The 19,774-nt window shown below is 72.6% G+C and carries 22 protein-coding genes; 6 read left to right on the top strand and 16 right to left on the bottom strand.

Features of this window, described 5'->3' with window-relative positions; all coding sequences use genetic code 11:
• Positions 1-3: 3 nt before the first annotated feature.
• The 3 genes from moaA to ABD140_RS36715 are packed head-to-tail and all read left to right on the top strand — an operon-like array spanning position 4 to position 1,747.
• A complete protein-coding gene (gene moaA, locus ABD140_RS36725) occupies positions 4-990 on the top strand; it encodes a GTP 3',8-cyclase MoaA (protein WP_425544195.1) in 987 nt (328 codons plus the stop codon).
• Positions 987-1,532 (top strand): molybdenum cofactor guanylyltransferase, encoded by a 546-nt coding sequence (mobA, locus tag ABD140_RS36720; protein WP_425544194.1) that lies wholly within the window; start codon positions 987-989, stop codon positions 1,530-1,532. The genes moaA and mobA overlap by 4 nt, the downstream gene beginning before the upstream one ends.
• Positions 1,529-1,747 (top strand): DUF6457 domain-containing protein, encoded by a 219-nt coding sequence (locus ABD140_RS36715; protein ID WP_344247053.1) that lies wholly within the window; start codon positions 1,529-1,531, stop codon positions 1,745-1,747. Before mobA ends, ABD140_RS36715 begins: the two co-directional genes overlap by 4 nt.
• Before the next feature lie 4 nt (positions 1,748-1,751).
• Here ABD140_RS36715 and ABD140_RS36710 read toward each other — a convergent pair whose 3' ends face one another.
• Entirely contained in the window at positions 1,752-1,967 is a 216-nt protein-coding gene (locus tag ABD140_RS36710) for a hypothetical protein (RefSeq protein ID WP_344247051.1), read from the bottom strand.
• A 106-nt stretch (positions 1,968-2,073) separates the two neighbouring features.
• On the opposite strand from ABD140_RS36710, the gene ABD140_RS36705 reads away from it, so the two are divergent.
• Together ABD140_RS36705 and ABD140_RS36700 are read left to right on the top strand one after the other, a co-directional pair.
• On the top strand, positions 2,074-2,208 hold the full coding sequence (locus ABD140_RS36705; RefSeq protein WP_344247049.1) for a hypothetical protein: 135 nt from the start codon (positions 2,074-2,076) through the stop codon (positions 2,206-2,208).
• A 158-nt stretch (positions 2,209-2,366) separates the two neighbouring features.
• Positions 2,367-3,026, top strand: a complete 660-nt coding sequence (locus tag ABD140_RS36700; protein ID WP_344247047.1) for a thymidine kinase — start codon at positions 2,367-2,369, stop codon at positions 3,024-3,026.
• Between the two features lie 17 nt (positions 3,027-3,043).
• Here ABD140_RS36700 and ABD140_RS36695 read toward each other — a convergent pair whose 3' ends face one another.
• The 10 genes from ABD140_RS36695 to ABD140_RS36650 form a co-directional block, all read right to left on the bottom strand.
• On the bottom strand, positions 3,044-4,744 hold the full coding sequence (locus ABD140_RS36695) for a DNA polymerase/3'-5' exonuclease PolX (protein WP_344247045.1): 1,701 nt from the start codon (positions 4,742-4,744) through the stop codon (positions 3,044-3,046).
• Positions 4,745-4,966: 222 nt separating this feature from the next.
• Complete coding sequence (locus ABD140_RS36690) at positions 4,967-5,710, bottom strand: maleate cis-trans isomerase family protein (protein WP_344247043.1); 744 nt, start codon at positions 5,708-5,710, stop codon at positions 4,967-4,969.
• Positions 5,707-6,303, bottom strand: a complete 597-nt coding sequence (locus ABD140_RS36685) for a hypothetical protein (RefSeq protein WP_344247041.1) — start codon at positions 6,301-6,303, stop codon at positions 5,707-5,709. The genes ABD140_RS36690 and ABD140_RS36685 overlap by 4 nt, the downstream gene beginning before the upstream one ends.
• A complete protein-coding gene (locus ABD140_RS36680) occupies positions 6,300-7,052 on the bottom strand; it encodes an SDR family oxidoreductase (protein ID WP_344247039.1) in 753 nt (250 codons plus the stop codon). The genes ABD140_RS36685 and ABD140_RS36680 overlap by 4 nt, the downstream gene beginning before the upstream one ends.
• On the bottom strand, positions 7,043-7,966 hold the full coding sequence (locus ABD140_RS36675; protein ID WP_344247037.1) for a hypothetical protein: 924 nt from the start codon (positions 7,964-7,966) through the stop codon (positions 7,043-7,045). The genes ABD140_RS36680 and ABD140_RS36675 overlap by 10 nt, the downstream gene beginning before the upstream one ends.
• A complete protein-coding gene (locus tag ABD140_RS36670) occupies positions 7,963-8,688 on the bottom strand; it encodes a hypothetical protein (RefSeq protein ID WP_344247035.1) in 726 nt (241 codons plus the stop codon). The genes ABD140_RS36675 and ABD140_RS36670 overlap by 4 nt, the downstream gene beginning before the upstream one ends.
• Positions 8,685-9,932 carry an aromatic ring-hydroxylating dioxygenase subunit alpha gene (locus ABD140_RS36665; protein ID WP_344247033.1) on the bottom strand — a complete coding sequence of 416 codons (1,248 nt, stop codon included), beginning with the start codon at positions 9,930-9,932 and terminating at the stop codon, positions 8,685-8,687. The genes ABD140_RS36670 and ABD140_RS36665 overlap by 4 nt, the downstream gene beginning before the upstream one ends.
• Positions 9,932-10,879: an alpha/beta hydrolase family protein gene (locus ABD140_RS36660; RefSeq protein ID WP_344247031.1), complete on the bottom strand. Its 948-nt coding sequence runs from the start codon at positions 10,877-10,879 to the stop codon at positions 9,932-9,934. Before ABD140_RS36660 ends, ABD140_RS36665 begins: the two co-directional genes overlap by 1 nt.
• Complete coding sequence (locus tag ABD140_RS36655; protein WP_344247029.1) at positions 10,876-11,679, bottom strand: oxidoreductase; 804 nt, start codon at positions 11,677-11,679, stop codon at positions 10,876-10,878. Before ABD140_RS36655 ends, ABD140_RS36660 begins: the two co-directional genes overlap by 4 nt.
• An 81-nt stretch (positions 11,680-11,760) precedes the next feature.
• Positions 11,761-13,374: a nitrilase-related carbon-nitrogen hydrolase gene (locus ABD140_RS36650; RefSeq protein ID WP_344247027.1), complete on the bottom strand. Its 1,614-nt coding sequence runs from the start codon at positions 13,372-13,374 to the stop codon at positions 11,761-11,763.
• Between the two features lie 100 nt (positions 13,375-13,474).
• Between ABD140_RS36650 and ABD140_RS36645 the strand changes: the two genes are divergently transcribed.
• Positions 13,475-13,747, top strand: coding sequence for a Dabb family protein (locus ABD140_RS36645; RefSeq protein ID WP_344247025.1), 273 nt, complete (start codon positions 13,475-13,477; stop codon positions 13,745-13,747).
• Positions 13,748-13,906: 159 nt separating this feature from the next.
• Here the strand turns inward: ABD140_RS36645 and ABD140_RS36640 are convergent, their stop codons facing one another.
• The 5 genes from ABD140_RS36640 to ABD140_RS36620 form a co-directional block, all read right to left on the bottom strand.
• Positions 13,907-15,316 (bottom strand): aldehyde dehydrogenase family protein, encoded by a 1,410-nt coding sequence (locus tag ABD140_RS36640; protein WP_344247023.1) that lies wholly within the window; start codon positions 15,314-15,316, stop codon positions 13,907-13,909.
• Positions 15,313-16,446, bottom strand: a complete 1,134-nt coding sequence (locus tag ABD140_RS36635) for an FAD-dependent oxidoreductase (protein WP_344247021.1) — start codon at positions 16,444-16,446, stop codon at positions 15,313-15,315. The genes ABD140_RS36640 and ABD140_RS36635 overlap by 4 nt, the downstream gene beginning before the upstream one ends.
• Positions 16,446-17,903 carry an aldehyde dehydrogenase family protein gene (locus ABD140_RS36630; RefSeq protein WP_344247019.1) on the bottom strand — a complete coding sequence of 486 codons (1,458 nt, stop codon included), beginning with the start codon at positions 17,901-17,903 and terminating at the stop codon, positions 16,446-16,448. Before ABD140_RS36630 ends, ABD140_RS36635 begins: the two co-directional genes overlap by 1 nt.
• On the bottom strand, positions 17,900-19,168 hold the full coding sequence (locus ABD140_RS36625; protein WP_344247017.1) for an acyl-CoA dehydrogenase family protein: 1,269 nt from the start codon (positions 19,166-19,168) through the stop codon (positions 17,900-17,902). The genes ABD140_RS36630 and ABD140_RS36625 overlap by 4 nt, the downstream gene beginning before the upstream one ends.
• 124 nt (positions 19,169-19,292) lie before the next feature.
• On the bottom strand, positions 19,293-19,774 hold a 482-nt coding region (locus tag ABD140_RS36620; RefSeq protein ID WP_486303356.1), incomplete at its 5' end, for a beta/alpha barrel domain-containing protein.

Below are 19,774 nucleotides of genomic sequence, written 5' to 3'. Positions count from 1 at the left end.
AAGGTGCGTTTGCTCGACGGATACGGACGCCAGGCCACGGACCTCCGCGTGTCGCTCACCGACCGCTGCAACCTGCGCTGCTCCTACTGCATGCCGCCCGAGGGGCTGGACTGGCTGCCCAAGCCGGAACTGCTCACCGACGAGGAGGTCCTGCGGCTGGTGCGGATCGGTGTGGAGCGCCTGGGCGTCACCGAGGTGCGCTACACCGGGGGCGAGCCGCTGCTGCGCCGCGGCCTGCCCGGCGTCATCGCGGCCACCGCGGCGCTGGACCCGCGGCCGGAGATCTCGCTGACCACCAACGGGATCGGGCTGGCCCGGCTGGCCGCGCCGCTGCGCGAGGCGGGGCTCGACCGCGTCAACGTCTCCCTGGACACCCTGGACCCGGAGCTGTTCCGCAAGCTGGCCTTCCGCGACCGGCTGCCCGACGTGCTGGAGGGCCTGGCCGCCGCCGCGGCGGCGGGGCTCGCCCCGGTCAAGGTGAACACGGTGCTCATGCGCGGGGTCAACGAGGAGGAGGCGGCGCCGCTGCTGCGGTTCTGCCTGGACCACGGCTACCGGCTGCGCTTCATCGAGCAGATGCCGCTGGACGCCCAGCACGGCTGGCAGCGGGAGAACATGATCACCGCGGACGAGATCCAGGAGCGGCTGGCCGCGGAGTTCGCGCTGGAGCCGCTGCCGTCCGCCGAGCGGGGCAGCGCGCCCGCCGAGCTCTTCGCGGTGGAGGGCTCGACCGTCGGCATCATCGCCTCGGTCACCCGGCCGTTCTGCGGCGCGTGCGACCGCGTCCGGCTGACCGCCGACGGGCAGATCCGCAACTGCCTGTTCGCCCGCGAGGAGTCCAACCTGCGCGACGCGATGCGCGCCGGCGCCGACGACGACGAGCTGGCCGAGCGCTGGACGGCGGCGGTCCGCGCCAAGCGCGCCGGGCACGGGATCGACGACCCGGCTTTCCTGCAGCCCGACCGGCCCATGTCCGCCATCGGGGGATGAGGGGCGGCGTGGAGCCCTACGACGCGGTGATCCTCGCGGGCGGCGCGGCGCGGCGCTTCGGCGGCGACAAGCCCGGCGCCCTGGTCGGCGGCGTGCCGATGGTCGCACGGGTGGCCGCGGCCGTGGCGGACGCCGCGCGCACCGTCGTGGTGGGGCCCGGACGCCCGGGGCTGGACGCGGTGTTCGTCCGGGAGGACCCGCCGGGAGGAGGGCCGGTGCCCGCGCTGCGGGCCGGTCTCGCGCTGGTCGCGGCGCCGCGGCTCGTCCTGCTCGCCGCCGACCTCCCGCTCCTGACCCCGCGGATCGTCGCGGCGCTCCTGGCGCACCCGAACGCCGTTCTGGTCGACGGCGGTGGCGCGGACCAGTGGCTGACCGGCGCGTGGCGCACGGACGCCCTCAGGGCCGCGCTGGAGGGCTATCCGGGCCGGTCGCTGCGGGGCCTGCTGGGACCGCTGGACCCGGTGCGGGTGCCGGCGGGCGATGATTGGACCGACTGCGACACCCCAGAGGACCTGGCGCGCGCCGAGGAGATGCTGAAGTGAACGAGTGGATCGAGACCGCCTGTGCCGAGCTGGGCCTGGAGCCGGGGGCGCTGGACCGCGACCTGGTGCTCGACCTGACCCGCGACGTCGCCCACGGCGTGGCGCGCCCCGCCGCGCCGCTGACCGCCTACCTTCTGGGCGTGGCGGTGGGGCGGGGCGGGGACGCCGCGGCGCTGGCGGACCGGCTCGCCGCGCTGGCGCGCGAGCCGCGGTAGCGCCTCAGCCGTCGGCGGGGGTGAGCTCCGCCACCGGGACCGCCTCCTTGAAGAAGCCGCGGCGGTCGAGGAACGACGTCAGGCTCTCGCGGTGCTCGTCGCACGCCAGCCACACCTTGCGCCGCTCGGGGGTGTGGAGCTTCGGGTTGTTCCAGCGCAGGCCCCAGACGGCGGCGGCGCGGCAGTCCTTGGCCGAGCAGATGAGATCGGGATCTTTCACCGTTTTGGTCTTTCTTTAGTGGTTCTGGCTGTCGTTTCGGCGGGAAGAACGGCAACGTGTGAGTTGGGCCCAATTTCGGGCGTCCCAAGCGATTCGGGAGGATCTCATGGGAGACACCAGAAAGAAGCCGGCCAAGACCACCGGCAAGGCCAAGAAGGCCGCGCTCAAGGCGACACGCGCTGCCAAGCAGGAGAAACGGTCCTCCAAGGACAGGCCCGTGGAGGCCCGGCCCGAGGAGTAGGGCACGGACCTCGGGGGGCGCGGACGCATCCGTCCGCGTCCCCCGGCGCGTGCCGGAGGGCGCGCCGTGCGTATCACGCGCCGCCTCCCGTCTCTCCCGGCGGAGCGCGTTGTTCGTCACGTTCTGCTCGCCCGCCGTTCACTCTAGACTGGCGCCCCGTGAGTGATCTGTCGGCCCTGTCCTCTGTCCCGCCCGCCGGAGTGAGCGGACTGCACCGCGACGCGGTGCTCAAGTTCTTCTATGGTCCGATGGACTGCGGCAAGTCCACCCTGGCGCTGCAGATCAACTACAACCACCGCAGGCAGGGCCGCCACGGTCTGGTCATGACCAAGCACGACCGCTCCGGCGGTCCGCGCGTCACCAGCAGGATAGGGCTGGGCGACGAGGCGGTCGAGGTGCACGACGGCTTCGACTTCGGCTCCCTGGTGCGCCGCACCGCGCCACGGCTGGACTACCTCATCTGCGACGAGGTGCAGTTCTACTCGGTGGCGCAGATCGAGCAGCTCGCCGACCTCGTCGACGACTGCGACGTCGACGTCTACGCCTTCGGCCTGGCCTCGGACTTCCGCTCCGAGCTCTTCCCCGCCACCCGCCGCCTCTTCGAGCTCGCCGACGAGGTGTGCAGGCTGCAGGTGGAGGTGCTGTGCTGGTGCGGCCGCCCCGGGCAGCTCAACGCCCGCACCGTCGGCGGCGAGCTGGTGCGCGCCGGCGAGCAGGTCGTCATCGCCGACACCGACCAGGCGCCCGTGCGCTACCAGGTGCTGTGCCGCCGCCACTACCGCTCGGGCGACCTGGGCAAGAGCGCCCCGGTCCCGTAGAGGGCTTCCCGCGGGCCTCAGCGCCCGTCGGCGGAGCCCTTCAGGAAGGCCAGGAGCCGCTCCAGCGGCCAGGTGTTGACGACGTCCTCGCGGGTGAGGCCCGCGCGCTGGGCGACGCCGACGCCGAAGCGGGTGTGGGCCAGGTGGGGGACGGCGTGGGCGTCGCTGTCGATGGAGAAGCGCGCACCCTGGTGGCGGGCGAGCCGCACCAGGTCCGACGGGAGGTCGGCGCGGTCGGGGTAGGAGTCGATCTCCAGCACGGTGCCGGTGCGCGCCGCGGCCTGGAAGACCGCGGTCCAGTCGGCGTCCACCATGGGTCGCCTGCCGATCTTGCGGGTGGTGGGATGGCCGATGATCTGCACGCCCGGGTTCTCGCAGGCGGCGATGAGGCGGCGGGTCATCTCCGCGCGGGACTGGGTGAAGTGGGAGTGCACGCTGGCGACCCGGACGTCGAAGCCCTCCAGGACCTCCAGGGGCCAGTCGACCGAGCCGTCGGGGCCGATGTTGAGCTCGGTGCCGTGCAGCAGCCTCATGCCGGGGTAGCGCTCCTGCAGCCGCGCCAGGCTCTCCCGCTGGGCCAGCGCCTTCTCCAGCGTCATGCGCTGCATCGCCAGGTCGGGCGCGTGGTCGGTGACGGCGTAGTACGCCAGCCCGCGGGCCGCCGCGGCCGCGGCCATGTCCTCCAGGGAGGCGATCCCGTCGGTGAGGTCGGTGTGGGTGTGCAGGTCGCCGCGCAGGTCGGCCTGCTCCACCAGGACGGGCAGCTCGTGGCGCAGGGCCGCCTCGACCTCCCCGCGGTCCTCGCGCAGCGGCGGCGGCACCCACTGCATGCCCAGCGCGGCGTAGACCTCCTCCTCGGTGCGCGAGGCGAGCACCCGGTCGCCGTCGGACAGGCCGTACTCGGAGAGCTTCCAGCCCTTCCGGACGGCCAGCTCGCGCAGCCGCACGTTGTGGTCGGCGCTTCCGGTGAAGTAGAGGAGCGCGGAACCCCAGGACCCGACCGGTACACGCCTCAGATCGACCTGGAGGCCCTGTTCGGTGCGGACCGAGGTCTTGTCGTCGCCCGAGGCCAGCACCTCGGCGACGTACGGCTGGGCGGTGAAGACGCTCATCAGCTCGGCGGGTCCCGCCACGAGGACGTCGATGTCGCCGACGGTCTCGCACATGCGGCGCACGGACCCGGCGACGGCGACGCGCTCGGCGCCCGGCAGGGACTCCACCACCTGGTCGGCCAGCGCGCACGCGACGCCGAGATGGACCCGCTCACCGGCCTGGCGCTGCCGCTCGATCCCGCGCCGCAGGTTCTCGACGGTCTTGGGGCCCATGCCGCGCACCCCGCGCAGGCGGCCCCCGTCGATCGCCTGCGCGAGGGACTCGACCGAGTCGATCCCCAGCTCCCGGTAGAGGAACAGCGCGGTCTTGGGGCCCAGGGAGGGCACGGCCATCAGCCGCCGCACCCCCGGCGGGACCTTCGCCCGCAGCTCGTCGAGCTGCCGGAAACCGCCGCGGCCGAGGAACTCCTCGACCTTCGCCGCGATCGCCGAGCCCACCCCCGGCACGTCCCGCGCGTGGCCGGGGCGGAGATCCTCCGGATGCCCCGCGATCGCCTTGGCGGCACGCTGGTAGCTGCGCACCCGGAAGGGATCCCCGCCCTCCAGGGCGAAGAGGTCGGCGTATTCGCGCAGCGCTTCGGCCGCTGCCTCGTTGGCCCGTGCCATGCCCCCAGCCTACGATCCGCCTCCGACACTCCTCTTGAACACGTACCTCTTGGCGGGGGAACCGGGCTTCGTGCGGCCGCAGAGCGCCGGCTCGAAGGCGGTGTCCAGCCGGCGGTGGCGATGCGCTCGAAATGTAAAACATGCTTTCCATCGGGTGGAAAAAGAACGACGGCGGCGCGGGAGGGGGGTCGCGCCGCCGTCGGGCGGGTGGGGCAGGGGGTGTCAGTGTTCGCGCAGGAGGCTTCCGGCGCCCTCGACGCGGTCGTCGATGCCGTTCTCGCGCAGGGCCATCCACCAGGTGGCGGCGTTGATGGCGATGGTGGGCAGGCCGAGCCAGCGTTCGGCCTCGTCGGCGAGGCCGACCATGGACAGGTTGGTGCCGCACTGGATCAGCGCGTCCACCTCGCCTTCGGCCAGCTCGCTCAGGGCGTTGCGCAGCTCGTCCTCGGTGACGTGGGCGATGGAGACGGCCGTCGGGCACTTCAGGCCGATGATCTTGTCGACCTCGAAGCCCAGCTCGTTGAAGAAGGTGCGCACGTTCGCGTCGCCGATCGGCTGGTAGGGGGTGACGACGCCGATGCGCCGCGCCCCGTACAGCTTCAGGGCCCGCTCGCACGCCTCGGCGCCGGTGGCGACCTGCAGGCCGGTCAGGTCGTGGATCTGCTTGATGAACGCCCGGTTGCCCTCGACACCGCCCCAGAAGGTCTCGGCGGACATGCCCATGACCATGTAGTCGGGCTCGCAGGTCATGACCCGCTCGCAGGCCGCGCCGATCTCGTCGCGGATCTGCTCCAGCAGGCGCTCCATGCCCGCGTCCCCGGCCATGTTCTGGTCGCGGATGTGGATGCGGGAGAAGTGGGAGGTCACGCCGGGCACCGTCATCCGGTAGAAGTCCGGCTCGACGATGGTGTTGGTGGACGGGGCGATCACGCCGAACTTGCGGCGCCAGCCCAGCGCGTCGGTCATGAGGGGATCTCCTGTCGTTTCTGTCGGTCCTGGAGGGAGGCGAGCCGCCAGGCGGCGAGGAGGAACATCCCCTGGCTGACGGTGTTGATGGACTGCTCGACCCACTGGCGGGCGATGGTCTGCTCACCCGAGCTGAGCGGTCCCAGCAGGTACTGGCCGATGATCCAGACGATGAACAGCTTGTGCCGGCGGCTCAGGATGACCGCCGCGGCGGTGCTGGCCGCGATGGTGAGGATGAGCATCGGCAGGGTGTCGCCGATGGCGAAGGCGGTGCCCAGGCAGGCCATCCACAGGCCCGCGATGGCCGGGACGGGCACGCGGGGTTCGATGGCCTTGATGAGCACGAGGAAACCGGCCGACAGGAACGGGAAGAGCGCCAGCGGCACCATCCACAGGTCGACGTGGGTGGTGGCGATGATGGTCTTCCAGCCGGCCTTGGCGACCCCGCCGACGCCCAGCAGCAGCGCGGCGATCCGCGCCAGCCGGGTGTCGACGCCCTCGACCCGGGCCAAGAGGAGCGCTCCGGCGGTGGTGAACGCCACCGGGACGAAGTCCTCCAGGGCCAGGATGACGGGATACTCCTCGGGGCTCACGAGAACAGGTCCCGCTTGTTGAACGCCGCCGTGGCGAACCGGAAGGCGATCTTCGGCCCGGTCAGCCAGGCGACGCGCCCGCCGTTCTTGACGCCCTTGAGGATGCCCTCGGCCAGGAACGGGGTGACCGTCTCGACCCTGTCGGCGAGGATGTTGAAGATCTTCTTGGCCTTCTCCAGCTCCTCGGGCGTGTACTCCTGGGTCAGCAGGTCGGTGACGACCATGCCGGGGGAGAGGTGCGCGGCCTTGACGGGAGTGTCCTTCAGCTCCTTGGCCAGCCCGTCCGTCACGTAGGTGACGCCCCGCTTGGTGGCGCCGTAGGCGACGAGGCCGGGCATGGTGCGCCCGTCGCTGCCGAAGCCCTCCATGTTCCAGACGGTGCCCGAGCCCTGCTCCAGCATGTGCCGGGCCGCGACGGCGCTGCCGTTGAGCACGCCGAGCAGGTTGGCCTTGACGACCGTCTCGATCTGCTCTGGCGGCAGTTCGGTGAGCGGCTTGCGCGCGGTGGAGACGCCCGCGTTGTTGACCCAGTGGGCGACGGCGCCGAGCGAGGCGGCCTTCTCCCACAGCGCCTCGACCTGGGCGCGGTCGGCCATGTCGCAGACGACGCCGGTGGCTCCGAGCTCGGCGGCGGCCTCGGCGACCCCGCTCCGCCCGCAGATGACGACCTGCGCGCCGCGCGCGATGAGCTGCTCGGCGAGCCCGCGGCCGATGCCGCGGGTCCCGCCGGTGACCACGATCACCGCCATGTGAGCACCCCGTGGACGACGCCCGAGAGGGTGCCGCCGTCGAACACCTCGTAGGTGACGGCGAGGGTCTCGCCCGCGTTCATGCCCGGCGTCGCGTCGATCATGAACTCGCGTCCCTTGACCTTGGTGACGGCGGTGCCGGTCGAGAGGTGCACGCTGGTGAAGTTCGCCCGGCCGAACGCCTGCGCGTTGCCCCAGGCGTCCGGGCCCTCGTAGAACAGCTGCGTGCCGTTGCGCCGCTGCTCGACGGTGTAGGACCGCTCGAGCGCGCCGGACCAGGTGACGTGCGCGCGGGTGCGCAGCAGGTCGATCGGCTCCAGTTCGAGCGTGACGGTGACGTCGCCGATGAGCTTCTGGTCGGCGCCCCACAGCTCGCAGACGCCCTCGTACCCGCCGGCCTTCTTGGTCGGCAGGATGAAGGGCACCGGGCCGTTGCGGGTCTCGGCCTCCAGGAACTCCACCGGCGGCTCCCCGCGGCGCTTGTAGACGCCGTTGAAGCAGCCGACGACCGTCCAGCCCTGGTAGAGCACCGAGGAGTACACCTGGGTCTCGCCGTCGGGCAGGTTGTGGTTCCAGGTGTTGAGGTCGACCTGCCAGCCCGGCCCGTAGTAGTGGGCGTCGACGAACCCGCCGTACGGCTGGCCCGTTCCGTAGAAGTCCGGACCGGTGTAGACGCGGTCGCTGTCGGAGTCGATGACCCCGAACGCGAACGGGGCGCCCAGCCGGAACCGCCCGGCGAGCTCACCGCCGCCCTCGAGGCCGCCGTCCATGTAGTACGTCGTCCTGCCGTCCTCGAACACCGACGAGCGCCGGATGTCCTCGTAGCCGCACCAGACGCCCTTGGCGTCGAAGAGGGAGGGGCGGCCGTGCCACTCGCCGGCGATCCGGTTCTGCCATTCGCTGGGCTCGCTCATGCCGCGACCTCGTTGGAGATCAGCTCGGCGCGCAGCCGGTCGGAGGTCTCCTGGCCGACGAGGCGGGTGACCCGCTCCCAGACCGGGTCGACTTCGGGGCTGAACAGGTTCTCCCGGTTGGCCCGGTCGCGGGCGGCCAGGTCGGTGTCGGCGAGGGTCGCCAGGACCTCCGGCGGCAGGCCGGACTCCACCAGCGCCGACCAGTGCGCGAAGTAGTCGTCGACGAACGCGTCGAACGCCTTGAACTGCTCCTCGCTGGCGCGGTTCACCAGCATCCAGGGCGACATCATCGCGTACTGGCGGGGGCCGATCGCGGCGCGCAGCGAGCCGAAGACCTCCTTGGACCGCTCGAAGACCGGGCTGAGCGGCTCGAACACGGTGTTCACGTAGGCCAGGTGGGAGGCGAGCTCGGCGCGCGGGACGAGGTCGAGGTGGAAGGCGAGGTTGCCGCCGGCCTCGACGGAGTCGAGGGTGAAGTGCGGCAGCGCCGAGTCGTCCGGGGAGAAGGCGAAGACCATGTGGCTGTCCATGCCGATCTGCGGCACGACCAGGCTGATCGTCACGACCTTGGCGACCTTCGTGCCGGTGCGCACCTCGAGCCGGCCGACGGGGTCGGGGCCCATCACGCTGAAGAGGTCCTCACCGCGGACGAGCTCGAGCTCCTCCAGGCCCTCGAGCTTGGCGAGGGTGCGGTCGAACAGGGCCTTGGGCAGTGAGGTCATGACTGCTCTTCCTTGTCTGCGGAGGGGGTCTCGGCGTTCGCCTCGGCGGCCGCCTTGGCGGCGGCCCGTTCGGCCTCGCCCTTGAGGATGGAGTCGTCGACCCGCGGGTGCTCGCCCTTGGCCTTGTGCACCCAGGCGCGGGCCAGTTCGGGGTTGTTCTTGCGGGCGGGCGAGGGGATGACGGTCGCCTCGCGGCGCGGCACGTCGCCCATGATGCGGTCCTCGTCGCCGAGCATCCAGCCCTTGTCGGCCAGCTCCTGGCGGCGGCGCCGGTAGTGCACCGCGATGAGGTCGGACTTGACGTGCAGCTCGGCGGCGAGGTCGGCGGGCAGCAACTCGGGCCGGGTGCCGTCCACGACGGGGACGTCCTGCTCGAAGATGCCGTAGATGCGCTTGAGAGCGTTCTTGTCGGCCCAGTCGCCGGTGAAGAAGTCGCGCAGCGCCACGAACTTCACCAGGGTGGTCGTCTCGTCGATCGGCACGTTGCTGTCGTAGATGATGATGTTGCCCATGGGCAGCCGCACGTGCAGCTTGATCATGTTCGGCAGCATCCAGCCGGCGCTGGTCTCGACCGGCGGCCGCTCCCTGAGGTTCTTCGTGCTGCCGCTCAGCCGCCCCCACAGCCCCTTGGCCTGCGGCGGGTAGAGCTTCACGGTCGCGAACGCCGACCACTCGTCGGGCATCTCGACCTCGTACTCCTCCACCTCGGGCCGCTCGGGGTTGCCGAACCTGCCCGCGTGGACGAACGGGGTGTGCGCGATGTCGCAGCCGTTCTCCAGGATGCGCTCGTAGTTGGAGTTCCAGAGGTACTCGCCGTAGACCGGCTTCCAGCGCCCGCCGTCCTTCTTCAGGTCGTCGAACTCGGGCCAGTGGGGGATCGGGGGGCGGTCCTCCTCGGCCAGGTCGCCCATGAAGACCCACACGAAGCCGTACTTCTCGGTGGCGGGGTAGGAGTCGACGCGCGCCTTCTTCGGCATGCCCCGGCCCTCCATGTTGGCCGGGATCTTCACGCAGGTGCCGTCGGGCACGAACTCCCAGCCGTGGTAGGGACAGACCATCTTGTCGTCCTTGACCCAGCCGCCCGACAGCGCGGCGCCGCGGTGCGGGCACAGGTCGGACAGGCAGACGACCTCGCCGTCGCGCTTGCGGTACAGGACGAAGTCCTGGCCCAGGCAGGTGATCTTCTTGGGCTTCCCGGTGACCTGGTCGGAGGTCTCGACCGCGTACCAGAAGTTCTTCAGCATCAGTGCTCCCGCAGTGACACGGAGGGAGGCGGGTTCTTCCGCACGTTCTCCAGGGGTTCGGGGTCGCCGTCCAACCGGGCCTTCAGGAAGGCGAGCAGCACCTCCAGGTAGGCGGCGCGGCTCTCGGCGGTGTCGCGTCCGGGCTCCAGGTCCAGGAAGGCCCGCGCGGCGGTCGGGTCCACGGGGTCCGCGACCGCGAAGTGGTTGGCGCCGTCCAGGACGGCGAGGAGGTGGCCCTCGCCGGGCAGCGCCTCGTCGAAGGTCCGGGTGACGGGATCGGCGAAGCCGTCCTGGCCGTACCGGTCGCTGCTGCCCATGATCACGCCGTCGCGGGTGCCGACGGACAGGAACACGGGGCAGTCGACCTGGGCGGGCAGCACGGTGCCGGCGGGCCAGCCGAGCATGGTGGCGACCATGGTGTGGGTGCCGAAGCCGAAGGCGGCCTTCACACCGGGGAAGAAGCGCGCGGACTGCAGCACGACGGTCCCGCCCGCGGAGTGCCCGCCGAGGGCGACGCGGTCGAAGTCCAGCGCGTCCTTCAGCAGGTCGATCCCGCGCAGCGCGTCGAGGATCGCCGGGACGGTGGGGCAGGTCGGCCGGGTGCCGTACACGCCGGGCTTGGCGGCCTCCAGGTCGACGCCGGGGGTCAGCCCGTACTGGCCGCCGAACAGCTCGGCCACCCGGTCGAAGGTGACCACGGCGTATCCGGCCTCGGCGATCGCGACGGCCAGGGTCCGGTAGGAGTCCTGGGCGACGTTGACGCCGGAGAAGAAGAGCACGACGGGGTGCTTTCCGGGGGCCGGCGGGAAGACGCCGGTGAGGCGCTCGGCGTCGGTGCCCTCGGCGCGGGCGGGGTAGTAGACCTTGAGGTGGGCGGTGTCGAACGGCGGCTCGCCGTGCGTGCGGGCCGCCCACCACAGGGAGCGGATCAGGGGAGCGGTCGTCATGGGCGCGGCAGTTCCCGGTCGCCGCCCCACAGGGCGCGGACGAGCTTGTCGGTGAGCTCCTCACCGAAGTAGCGCACGCCCATGGAGTTGGCGGGGTCGCGGTCGGCGATGTTGCGGCGGATCTTCAGGTCGGTCTCGCGCAGCGCCTCGCGCTCGGCCTCCGGCACCTCCTCGGCCTCGTCGACCCAGGTCAGCCAGCGGTCGACGTGGGCGTGCATCCAGTCGCTGACGGCCTGGAAGTTCTCCTCCGACCACTTGAAGGAGTAGCACTGGGCGGTGGGGGAGAGGCTGGTGCGGATGAACGCCGACGGGCTGGTGAACCACTCGAAGTCCGGGTGGTCGGCCTGGAACTTCAGCCAGTCCTCGTTGACGGGCGCGTAGTACTCGTCGTAGTACTCCGCGTCGATGACGAGGCTGGTGCGCGGCACCGAGTCGCAGAAGAACCAGCCCTCGGGCCACAGCAGCAGGGCGATGCCCAGGTGGGGGACGCGCACCTGGGGGCCGAGCCAGACGGTCAGGTGCAGGTTGACGAAGCTCGCGCCGGGGTTGCCGAGCCAGGAGTGCACCATCCAGTCGACCTCGGGGCCGCTGTAGCCGGCGACCTTGCCGCCGGGGCCGTCCGGGTAGGCGCCGTAGGACTCCAGCTCCACCGTGGAGGGGTCGCGGGTGGTCTCGAACCGGGCGTCGATCTTCGCCTTCAGGTCCTCGAGCAGGTTCTGGTACTTGCCGAACGCTTCCGTCACGTCGACGACGGGCGAACTGTCGAGCATCTGCTCGACGTTGCGGATGGTCTCAGTCATCGAATCTTCCGTCCTGGTTCGCTAGGGGAAACGCTGTTTCCATTTTTCGACCCCAAGGGGCGGCTGTCAACGGCTGCGCCGTCACGGTGCGGTCTCCGTCAGCGCACCCAGGGCCCGCCAGGCCCGCCCGTTGACCAGATCGGTGTTCTTGGACACGAACCGGTTGACGGCCTGGGCGGGGCGTACGGTGCCCGTGGTGAGCCCCGGGCCCGCCTCGGTGACGACCGGGTGGCTGATCCGGCCGGTGAAGGGCCCCTCCCAGGCCGTCCAGAGGGTGAAGTCGCCGGTGAGGTCGAGGACGAGGCCGCCCTCGGTCCAGGCGGAGACGATGTTCAGCCGGTTCTCCGCGGACCGTTCGGGCAGCCCGAGGGAGGTCTCCCAGGCCTCGCCGGAGCTGCGCGGCACCGCCACCACGTCGGCGTCGGCGATCGCGGCGAGCCGGAAGGTCTCCACCGTCACCGCGTCGTCGCCGACCACCACCGCGAGCCGGCCGAAGGGCAGTTCGAGGACCGCCACCTCCTCGCCCAGCCGGACGGCCCAGGGGTGGCGTCCGGTGCGGTGCAGCTGGAGCTGGACGCCGGCCTCGCCCTGGGCCGAGACCACCAGTCCGGCGTGGGCGTCGCCGTCGCGGACGCTGGTGACGGCGTACGCCGGGGTCCCCGAGAGCGCCTTGGCCAGCAGCCCGGCGACCTCGGCGCGGTCCGCCGCGCCGAAGGCCAGCTCGGGGAGGACGATCAGCTCGGCGCCGGCCGCGGCGGCCTCGGCGGTCCCGGGCAGCGGGTCGGCGTCGGCGACGACCGCGACCCGGCACTCGGCGGCTCCGGGGGGCGCGGTCCGCTCGACCGGGGGAGAGGCGATCGGCCGGTAGAGGGAGGGCCTCCGCACGGCGAGGATGTCGGTGCCGTCCGGCCGGGTCTTCACGTCGGCCAGGGAGAGGTCGATGTCGGCGACGACCACGGCCTCGCCGGTGCGCGGCCCCTTGGCCACCACGGTGCCGTCCGGGGCGACGATCTGGCTCTCCCCGGCGCCGTGCACCTGCTCCGGCGGCACGCCCAGCCGCTCGGCGATGGCGGGGGTGAGCGCCTCGGGCAGCAGCGGGCCCACCTTGTTGGCGGCGACCACCCACACCTTGTTCTCCGCCGCGCGCACCGGGATGTGCAGGCTCGCCTCGTCGGTGGCGAAGGAGTTCAGGCTGTTGAGCAGCAGCTGGGCGCCGCGCAGGGTGAGGTCGCGGCAGACGTCGGAGGTGACGCCCTCCATGCACGCGTACAGCCCGATCCGCCCGAGCGGGGTGTCGATGACGGGGCCGCGTTCGGTGCCGGGGTCCATGTGGTCGCCCTCGGCGCCCATCAGGGTGAGCTTGTCCGCCTGGCCGAGCAGGCTCCCGTCCGGCCCGTACAGCAGGCTGGTGACCGTGGTGCGGCCGTCCTCGCGGGCCACGGTGACGTTCAGCTTCACGTACGCCCCGTGCCGTGCCGCCCGTGCGGCGACGGCGCGGAGGAACCCGCCGTCCAGGGTGCAGGCGCGCAGGCGCGCGGTCTCCCGGTCCGGGTACCAGGACAGGTGGTTGCAGAACTCCGGCAGGACGATGAGCTCGGCTCCCGCGGCGGAGGCCGCGTCGATCATCCGCAGGCAGGTGGCGAGGTTGGCTGTGACGTCCTCGCCCGCCGCGAACTGTACCGCTGCGACCCGCATCTTCATGGCCTCCTGGTTACCTCTAGCGAAACGCTGTTTCCAAAACATACAATCAGCGCCGCTGGATGGGAAGAGATTTCACACCGGGAGAGCCGCCTTGATGACACATGTCGTTCTGATGAAGTTCACCGATCCCGCCGACGCCCCCGAGGCCAAGCGGAGGCTGGAGGAGCTCGTGCCGCTGATCGGGCAGATCCGCGGCATGACCGTGGGCCTGGACGTGGTGCGCGGGGAGGTCTCCTGGGACCTGGCGCTGGTCACCGAGCACGCGGACCTCGACGGGCTGCGGGGATACCAGCAGCACCCGGAGCACCTGAAGGCGGCGGGCTGGCTGCGCGAGCGCCTGGCCGCCCGCGCCTCGGTCGACTTCTGACCGGCAGGGGACCACCCCTCGGGAAACGCGCTGACCTGCGAAGGTGTGGCGATCCTAGAGGCCGGCGAAAGGCGGGGACAGAGTCCCGCCGTAAAAATCGGGTTACCGGAACGAGGGGGCCGCCGCGGGATCCGCGGCGGCCCCCTCGTCCCGGCGGGGCTACCCCGGGTAGGCCGCCGCGGCCATGCCGCCTCCGCCGGCGCGGAAGGCGGCTGGGGCGTGCACCGAGCAGGTCTGGGCGTACTCCAGTATCCCCTCGTCGCCGTACTCGCGGCCGTGGCCGCTGCGCTTGACCCCGCCGAACGGGGCCCGCAGCGCCATCCCGGTGCGGCCGTGGGTGTTGACGAAGGTGAAGCCCGCCTCGAAGCGGCGGGCGAAGTCGAACGCCCGGTCCTCGTCGGCCGACCAGACCGAGGCGCCCAGGCCCAGCTCGCCCGCGTTGGCACGGGCCAGGACCTCCTCGACGCCGGTATAGGCCAGCAGCGGAACCACCGGCCCGAACTGCTCCTCGGCCACCACGGGGGAGGAGTCGTCCAGCCCGGTCAGCAGCGTCGGCCGGACGTAGTGCCCCCGCCCGAGGTCGCAGGCGACGCGGCCGAGCGGCACGGGCTCGCCGCCCGAGCCGATCAGCGCCCGGATCCGCTCCGCCGCACGCGCGGTGATCACGGGCCCGACGGTGGTCTCCTCGTCCAGCGGGTCGCCCAGCACGACGACGCGCGCGGCCGCCGCCGTGAAGGCGGCACGGAACTCCTCCTCGCGCCCGGCGGGGACGTAGAGCCGCTTGGCGGCCATGCACACCTGCCCCGACGTCTGGAAGCAGCCCATCACCAGCCGGTCCATCGCGGCGTCGGTGAACTCGGCGTCCGGCAGGAACACCGCGGGGTCGTTGCCCCCCAGTTCCAGCACCGCCGGGGTGATCATCCGCCCGGCGAGGGCGCCGATCGCCCGGCCCGCGCCCTCGCCCCCGGTGAAGGCGACCTTGCGGACCAGCGGGTGGCCGACCAGCGCGGCGCCCGTCCCGGCCTCCCCGTGCACCACCCGGACCACGTCGTCCGGAAAGCGCTCCAGCAGCGCCGAGACGGCCAGCGGGGCCAGCGGCGACGGTTTGACCACCACGGTGTTGCCCGCCGCCAGCGCCGGGCCCACCTTGAGCATCGCCAGGATCACCGGCGCGTTCCACGGGGTGATCGCCGCGACCGCCCCGAACGGCCGCCGCCGCAGCAGCAGCCGCCCGGAGGCGTCGTCGGTCTCCACGTCGGCGAGCACCTCGGGGGCGCGGTCGGCGACCCAGTTCAGGAAGACGCCGGAGAACCGGAGCTCCCCGCGGCAGTCGCCGACCGGTTTGCCGCTCTCCCGGGCCAGCAGGACGGCCAGGTCCTCGTCTTCGAAGGCCGCGGCCGCCTCCCGCAGCGCCTCCGCCCGGTCGGCGAGCGGGCGCGACGCCCAGGAGCGCTGCGCCGCGTCCGCGGCCCGGACGGCCTCGGCGACGTCCGGGGCGTCCGCGACGGGAACCCGCCCGACCAGCTCACCGAGCCGGGCGGGGTTCTCCCGGTCGAGCCAGGCGCTCATCCGGCCCTCCCGGGCTCCGGGGCGCGCAGCGAGGCGATCATCGAGGTCCGCAGCAGGTGCGCGCGGGCCTTGACGGGGTCGGCGGCCAGCTCGCGCAGCCCGGCCTTGTGGGCGTCGGGGTCGCGCAGCTGCTCCCAGTTGGAGTGGGTGATCTTCTGCACGAACGAGGCGGCCACCTCGCGGCGGCGTCCGCACGCCGCGTCCAGCGCCGCCTCGTCGCCCAGCGCGGCGGCGACGGCGACGGCGTCGTGGACGCCGCTGTTGAGGCCCATGCCGCCGAGCGGGTTGTTGACGTGGGCGGCGTCGCCCACCAGCACCACGCGCCCGGTGCGGAAGTTCGCGGCGACCCGCTGGTGCACCCGGTACAGGGTGGCGTGCGCGACCTTCCACTCGACGTCGACGACACCGCGCAGCCGTTCGGGCAGCCGTGCCGTCTCCACCTCGTCGGGGGTGCCGTCCGGGGTCGGGAACAGCACCCGCCAGTGGTCGGGCGTGCGCAGCAGGACCAGCCACTCCTCGGGGTCGAAGACGTAGTTGACCGCGGCGATGCCCGGGATCAGCGTCTCCAGCTCCTCCTCGGTGGAGGCGACGAGGAAGCGCTCGGGGTAGGTGATGCCCTCGAAGGGCACGCCCAGCTCCTTGCGGACCCGCGAGTGCGCGCCGTCCGCGCCGATCAGCCACTCGCCCCGGTGGACGGAGCCGTCCGCGGTGGTGACCGCGACGCCCGCCTCGTCCTGGACGGCGCCGGTGACCGCCGAGCCGAAGACGACGTCGCCGCCCTCGGCCCGCAGCAGCTCCAGCAGGATCGGCGTGAGCTTGCTCTGCTCGCACTGCACCCGGTACGGGTACGGCGTGTCGCCCTCCAGCAGCCGCAGGTCGAGCTCGGCGACGACGCCGCCCCTGCGCTCGCGGTACTGGAAGGTGTGCGAGACCAGGCCCCTGGCCATCAGCGCGTCCAGCGCGCCGAGCTCGGCCAGCATCTCCAGCGTCGGCGGGTGGTAGGTCGAGGCGCGGGACTCGGCGGCCAGCTCCTCGCCGGCCTCCAGCACCTTCACCTCGAAGCCGCGCCGGGCCAGCGCCACCGCGGCGGTCAGCCCGACCGGGCCCGCTCCGGCGATGAGGACGCCCATCACGCCTCCCTGGAGTGCAGGGCGAAGCCGTTCTCCACGCCCACGACCCGGGGGTTGGTGAAGAAGCGCAGCGTCTCGGCGGTGCCCTCCTCGCCCAGGCCCGAGTGGCCCCAGGCCGGGCGCGGGGCGAACAGGTGCAGGCTCATGACGCTCGAGCCGTTCACCTTCACCTCGCCCGCGCGGATCCGGCGCGCGACGGCCAGCGCCCGCTCCTCGTCGGCGCCGAACACGTACGCCTCCAGCCCGTAGACGGTGCCGTTGGCCAGCGCCACGGCCTCGTCGAGGGAGGTGTAGGGGTGGACGGTCGCGACCGGGCCGAAGATCTCCTCCACGGCCTCCTCGGCGGGCACGCCGGTGACCAGGGCCGGGGCCAGGTGGTTGGTGCCCCCGGGCAGCGGCGTGCCGGTGTGCACGATGCCGCCGAGCGCGTCCCGCTGGGAGATGACGAGCTCCCGGTGCCGGGAGTGCACCAGCGGCCCGTAGTCGGTGTCCTCCGACAGGGGGTCGCCCGCCCGCAGCGTGCCCAGCCGCGCGACGACCGCGGCGACGATCTCGTCCTGGCGCTCCGCCGGGACGATGAGCCTGCCGAGCGCCCGGCACCACTGGCCGTTGAGCGTGGTCAGCAGGTCGACGGCGGCGCGGGCGGCGGTCTCGGCGTCGGTGTCGGGCAGCACCACCAGCGGGTTGTTGCCGCCCAGTTCGAGCTGGGCGGGCTTGTGCCCGGTGGCGCAGGCGGCGGCGATGGCCTGCCCGCCCTTGGCGCCGCCGGTGAAGGACACGGCGCGCACCCGGGGGTCGTTGACCATGGCGCCGCCGACGCCGGGACCGCCGTGCAGGAACTGGAAGACGCCGTCGGGGACGCCCTGGGCGCGCAGCGCCTCGGCGATCACCTCCGACATCAGCTGGCTGCCGTACGGCGCGTACTCGCTGGCCTTGAACAGCACGGGGCAGCCCGCGGCCAGCGCGTTGGCGATCTTGTGGGCGCCGGTGGGCGCGGGCGCGTTCCAGGCGGTCAGGCACAGCGCCGGGCCCCAGGGCAGCAGGTGCACCTCGGTGGTGTTGCCGTCCTCGCGCTCCAGGGTCCGTGACAGCCACCCCTCGCGCAGCTGGCCGGCGGCGAGCAGGAACGAGCCGGTGACGATCATGCCGAGCGGCAGCGTCTGCCGGATCGGCACGCCGGTCGCGAACGACTCCAGCGCGGCGATCTCGGCGACCCTGGGCTCGAGCGCCGCGGCGGCGGCCTCCAGGATCCGGGCGCGCTCGTCCACCGGGACGGCCGCCCACGGCCCGGCGGCCGCGTCGGCGGCCGCCAGCGCCAGCTCGACCCGCCCGGCCGTGCTGGCGGCGGCGGGGCCGAGCGCCTCGCCGGTGGCGGGGTTCTCCAGGACCAGGTCCAGGACGTCCCCGGCGGGCTCCCACGTCCCTGCGACGAGGTCGCGGGGTTCGGGCGTCTTCACGACTTCACGCTCGCGAACAGCTCGTTCTCCTTGTCCTGGGTGATCATGGAGGCGGCCTCCAGTCTGCCGCGCTCGGCGGGGAAGGTCATCACCAGCGCCATGGCGAGGTCGCGCAGGGTGCGGCCGATGACGCCGTCCATGGTCGCCGCGGAGGTGCCGCACGCCTTGAGCGCGCCGAGCGCGACCTGGAAGCAGGCCTCGGAGATGTCGCCCTTGGCGATGCGCCACTGCTTGTAGACCTCGGCCTTGGGCAGCAGCGGCGGCTCGGAGGTCTCCAGCTCGATCTGCCGCCGGATCCACAGGTAGGCGGTCTCCAGGCGCTCGGCCATGTTGCCGATGATGACCTGGTGCATGGGGGAGCTGGCGATGGTCCTGCCGGTGTCGGCGAAGGTCTTGCCGGTGGTGCGCTCCAGCGCGTAGTCGTAGACGTTCTGCGCGGCGCCCAGGTAGGTGGCCATGATGGCCAGCTGGTTGCCGACGAAGCTGCCGCGGCTCATCTGCAGCATCTTCACGAACGAGCCCGACACGGTGAGGGAGTCCTCGGCGGGGACGAACACGTTCTCCATGATGATGCCGTCGTTCGCCGAGGCGCGCATGCCCAGGCCGTTCCACTTGGGCCGGTTGGTGACGCCCTCGTAGTCGCGGCCGACCAGGAACAGCGCCAGGCCCTCGGCGGTCTCGGTGCCGTCGACCTTGGCGGTGACCAGGTAGTAGTCGGCGACGCCGGTGGCGCAGCCGAAGGACTTGACGCCGCTCAGGGACCAGCCGCCCTCGACCGGGGCGGCGATGGTGGCGATGGCGATGTTGGCGCTGGAGCTCTTGACCTCCTCGGAGGCGAAGTTGGCGAGCCAGGTGCCGCCGGCCATCTTGGTGAGCAGGCGGCGCGCGAAGGCGTCGATGACCGGGACCTCGTCCTCGGCGAACAGCCCGGCCTCGATGGCCTCCAGCGGCAGCAGGCCGCGGGAGGCGCTGGTGTTGTGGAAGAAGTAGGCCAGCGCGGTGGACGGGCAGGCCGAGCCGAGGGTGAAGGTGGCTCCGGCCAGGTCGCGCAGCCCGCCGCCGAGGCCGCCGAACTCCTCGGGGATGATGAGGCCGAGGAGACCGGCCTCGCGCATCAGCGCGATGTGGCCGATGGGGAACTCCCCGGTCTCGTCGGCCTTGGCCGCCGCCTCGCGCAGGGCGGGCAGGACGCTCTCCACCTTCTCCATGCGGACGCGCTCGGCGTCGGTGAGCTTGGTCAGCAGCCGTTCGGCGATCAGTGTCATCGCAACTCCTTGGAAAGGGGAACCCCCGGTTCGGGCGCGGGGGCGGGAATGCGGAGGGGTGCCTCGACCGACGGGCTGCCCCCGCGGCCGGTCGCGGGGATCCCCGCGGGGGGCGGGGCGGGTGTCACGAGGCGGTCCTTCCCAGCGCGCGGGTGCGGCCGGGCAGCGGCTCCCCGCAGTCCTTCTCCAGTTCGGCCGCGGCGGCGGCCAGCGCCTCCCGGTCGCCGGGGCCCTCGACCCCGAGCCGGGACGCCAGGAAGAGCAGGTCGACCGAGCACAGTCCGTCGTCGAGCCCGCCGAGCGTCACGTCGAAGTGCCGGACGCCGCTCTTCATCGCGGTCAGCGCGTTGGCCAGGCCGAGCCCGGCCCGGTCGGTCAGCGCGACCCGGACCGGGGTCCGGCCGGCCGGGGGCACGACGTCGCCCAGGACCTCGCGCACCGCCAGCGGGGAGGCGGGCTCGTCGCCCTCCTCCAGCGCGAACTCGGCGCAGCCGGCCGCGAGCAGCTCGCCGACCGCGGCCGTCGTCCGCGCGCGCCGGTCGGCGGCGAAGGCGTCGGGGATCCGGCCGACCGCCGCGCAGTGCGCGGCGCCGGCCGCGGCGGCCT

Origin of the sequence: Actinocorallia libanotica (assembly GCF_039525175.1) — a bacterium.
Taxonomy (GTDB): domain Bacteria; phylum Actinomycetota; class Actinomycetes; order Streptosporangiales; family Streptosporangiaceae; genus Actinocorallia; species Actinocorallia libanotica.
The sequence above is the reverse complement of the archived record's forward strand: the minus strand, read 5'-3'. Positions and strand labels throughout refer to the sequence as shown.

Excerpts from the sequence above, each read along its gene's own strand:
- ABD140_RS36680 (WP_344247039.1), bottom strand. The coding sequence starts at position 7,052 with ATGGCGGTGATCGTGGTCACCGGCGGGACCCGCGGCATCGGCCGCGGG.
- ABD140_RS36635 (WP_344247021.1), bottom strand. The coding sequence starts at position 16,446 with ATGGGCGTCCTCATCGCCGGAGCGGGCCCGGTCGGGCTGACCGCCGCG.
- ABD140_RS36655 (WP_344247029.1), bottom strand. The coding sequence starts at position 11,679 with ATGACTGAGACCATCCGCAACGTCGAGCAGATGCTCGACAGTTCGCCC.
- mobA (WP_425544194.1), top strand. The coding sequence starts at position 987 with ATGAGGGGCGGCGTGGAGCCCTACGACGCGGTGATCCTCGCGGGCGGC.
- ABD140_RS36675 (WP_344247037.1), bottom strand. The coding sequence starts at position 7,966 with ATGAGCGAGCCCAGCGAATGGCAGAACCGGATCGCCGGCGAGTGGCAC.
- ABD140_RS36695 (WP_344247045.1), bottom strand. The coding sequence starts at position 4,744 with ATGGCACGGGCCAACGAGGCAGCGGCCGAAGCGCTGCGCGAATACGCC.
- ABD140_RS36690 (WP_344247043.1), bottom strand. The coding sequence starts at position 5,710 with ATGACCGACGCGCTGGGCTGGCGCCGCAAGTTCGGCGTGATCGCCCCG.
- ABD140_RS36670 (WP_344247035.1), bottom strand. The coding sequence starts at position 8,688 with ATGACCTCACTGCCCAAGGCCCTGTTCGACCGCACCCTCGCCAAGCTC.
- ABD140_RS36625 (WP_344247017.1), bottom strand. The coding sequence starts at position 19,168 with ATGACACTGATCGCCGAACGGCTGCTGACCAAGCTCACCGACGCCGAG.
- ABD140_RS36665 (WP_344247033.1), bottom strand. The coding sequence starts at position 9,932 with ATGCTGAAGAACTTCTGGTACGCGGTCGAGACCTCCGACCAGGTCACC.
- ABD140_RS36640 (WP_344247023.1), bottom strand. The coding sequence starts at position 15,316 with ATGAGCGCCTGGCTCGACCGGGAGAACCCCGCCCGGCTCGGTGAGCTG.
- ABD140_RS36660 (WP_344247031.1), bottom strand. The coding sequence starts at position 10,879 with ATGACGACCGCTCCCCTGATCCGCTCCCTGTGGTGGGCGGCCCGCACG.
- ABD140_RS36705 (WP_344247049.1), top strand. The coding sequence starts at position 2,074 with ATGGGAGACACCAGAAAGAAGCCGGCCAAGACCACCGGCAAGGCCAAG.
- ABD140_RS36650 (WP_344247027.1), bottom strand. The coding sequence starts at position 13,374 with ATGCGGGTCGCAGCGGTACAGTTCGCGGCGGGCGAGGACGTCACAGCC.
- ABD140_RS36645 (WP_344247025.1), top strand. The coding sequence starts at position 13,475 with ATGACACATGTCGTTCTGATGAAGTTCACCGATCCCGCCGACGCCCCC.